Here is a 2971-nt window from a genome sequence, read left to right on the forward strand (position 1 = left end):
GGACGCGGGTCCACTGCCGGGTGAGCCACGGTGTTCCAGTCATTCCAGACCTGTTGTTCGAGGTCCGTCAGCAGGGGCAGATCCGACAGTCGCTGTTCGCCGCTCCGCGCCATGGCGTACAGGAGGTGTTCCAACTGGCCTGCAAGCGCTTCCGCGCGGGCCGGTGACACCTGATCGTTACGGTAATGCAGGTGCAGGACCAGCCCCTGCCCGGCCTCGACCGCCAGGCTCAGGGGGTAATGGGTCTGTTCGCTCACCTGAAGGTTGCTGGCTCGCACGCCGGAGGCATCGCTGCGCAGGGCATCGTCCACCGGGAAGTTCTCAAACACCAGCAGGGAATCAAACAGCTCTCGCCCCGATTGCCCGGCATACTGCTGAATCTGGTACAGCGGGGTATGCTCGTGCTCCCGCAACGCCAGGTTGTGAGCCTGTAGCTCTGCCAACCAGTCTCCCAGGCGCTGCTCTGGTGCCGGGGCCTCAACGACTGGCAGCGTGTTGATGAACAACCCGATCTGGCGATCCATACCGGACACCGCCGCCGGCCGACCAGACACCGTGGCGCCGAAGGCCACTTCGCGCTGGCCGGTGTAACGCTGAAGGATCAGGGTCCAGGCGGCTTGAATGAGGGTATTGAGGGTCACCTGTTGTTGCCGGGCAAATCCCGCCAGGGAGTCGTAATCCGGATGCATCACAATATCGGCGAGTGAAGCCTCGTCCCGGTCCAGGCAACGGCTGTCGGCCAGCAGTGGGGCCAGACGCGTGGGCTCGGGAAGCTGGCACAGTTGGTCGCGCCAGAAAGTCTCGGCGCTTTCAAGATCCCGCCCAACCAGCCAATTGAAATAGTCATGGTAACGGGCCGGGGTCTCCAGGCGCCCGCCCAGAGTCTCCAGCATGACTTCGCTGAGCAGCGCCGCACTGCTCCAGCCGTCCAGGAGGATGTGGTGAAGCGTCAGGACCATCTGCCAGCGCCGCTCCCCCAGCCGGATCAGCACCATCCGCATCAGCGGCGGCCGGGCCAGGTCGAAAGCGGCCGATTTTTCCTGTTGGCAGAGAGCATCCAGAGTCATGGAAGCATCAGTGCGCCAATCCAGTTCGCGGATCGACAGCACGGCTTTGTGGTGAATCAGCTGCACCGGCAACTGGGAACCGGGCGCATGAATAAACCCGGCCCTCAGAACTGGGTGACGGGCAACCGCCGACTGCCAGGCCGCCTTGAAGGGCTCCACAGGCAGATCGTTCAGGGTCACGGACACCTGATTGACGTAGGTATCGGAGACACCCCCCAGCTCACTATGGAACAGCAACCCCTGTTGCATCGGCGTCAGTGGCAGCAGATCGTCGATGTCGCCCTGCCCGACCGGCAAGGCATCCAGCGCGGTCTGGTCCAGGGCCACCAGCGGGAAATCTGAGGGTGTTACGCCACCGGTTTCCCGGCACGTCGCGACTACGTTTTCGAGGGCGCGACGGAAATTCTTCATCAGCTCGTCAATTGCTTCACGCTGATAACGCGCCGCACTGTAACTGCAGGAAAACGACAGCACGCCGTCACGCACCTGACCGTCCAGCGACAGTTCAAACCCCAGAGGAGCATCCATAGCCCGCATGGCACCCGGCGATTCTTCCGCCAGTACCAGGCCATCCTGGCTGCCTGCGTCCACCTGCCCCAGGTAATTGAAAAGCACCGCGCCAGAGAGATCCGGCAGGCCGTGCTCGCCTTTCAGGTAGCGCAGCACACCGTACCCCAGACCGCCCCGGGGCACCTGACGCAGGGCTTCTTTGGTGGCCTTCAGGTTCTCGACAAGGTTGCCACCACCGGACACACACACCGGGTACAGGCTGGTGAACCAGCCGACGGTCCGGCTCAGGTCCACCCCTTCCATCAACGGCTCACGACCGTGGCCCTCGAGGGCAATCGTTGACTGCGAACGACCACTCCAGTGAAACAGCGCTTCGCCCAGGGCGGTCAGCAGCAGGTCATTCACCTGTGCGCGCCAGGCCTTCGGAGCCTCGGTCAGCAACTCCCCGGTGACCTCGGCGGACAAGGCCATGGTCGACCGGGCCAGTTGATCCACGGTATTGGGCCCGCCCGCGTTCACGATCGGCAGCGGTGCCGGGGCGGGGATGGCCGACCAGTAGTCGATTTCCTCCGCCAACACGGCGTCATTCCAGGGTGTTGGCAGTTGCTCGGCCCAGGCCTGGAAAGGAGTGGCCTTCGCCCCCAGGTCAATGGTTTCTCCCCGAAGGATCTGCTGGTAGGCCTGCATCAGGTCGTCTAGCAGAATGCGCCAGGACACGCCGTCGATTCCCAGGTGATGCACCGCCAACAGCAACCTTTCGGAACCGTCGTCCAGCCGTGCATGCAGTGCTCGCATCAGGGGCCCTTCCGACAGATCCAGGCTGGCCTGGGCCCGGTCGCATTCGTTCACCAACTGTTCAGGGGTTGTGGTCACCGACCACAGCAGATCCGCCGGTTTGTCTGGTATACCGTAGGCTTGCAGCCATTCATCGTTTTTCCGGGCAAAGCGCAGCCGCAAGGCGTCGTGGTGTCGGTAAATCGCGTTGAGTGCCTCGGCCAGAGCTTCGCTATTCAATGCCGTGGCGGGTTTGAGCAACAGTGCCTGGTTCCAATGCTCCGGCCGGGGCATGGCCTGATCAAAGAACCACTGCTGGATCGGTGTCAGCGGGAAGTCCCGTTCCATATCGACGACGTAGTTTTGTACCGTCGCATGGGTTGCTACCAGAGCCAGAGCAGCAATGGTCTGGTGCTCGAACATCTGCCGGGGCGTCAGCTCAAGACCGACGCGTTTCGCCTTGGCGATGATCCGCAAGCTCTGGATGGAGTCGCCCCCCAGGGCAAAGAAATTATCCTGTCGTCCAACCCGCTCAACACCCAGCACTTCCTGCCATAGGCGTGAGAGTGTTTGCTCGATGTCGGTTTGTGGCGCCTTGTAGCCAACCGTGTCCATCTCCG

1 protein-coding gene is annotated in these 2971 nt (G+C 62.7%); it reads right to left on the bottom strand.

Features of this window, described 5'->3' with window-relative positions; genetic code table 11:
- On the bottom strand, window positions 1-2971 hold a 2971-nt coding region (locus B3M52_RS00095; protein ID WP_286748461.1), incomplete at both ends, for a condensation domain-containing protein.

The sequence above is a fragment of the Marinobacter sp. UBA2688 genome (assembly GCF_002352785.1).
Classification (GTDB): domain Bacteria; phylum Pseudomonadota; class Gammaproteobacteria; order Pseudomonadales; family Oleiphilaceae; genus Marinobacter; species Marinobacter salarius.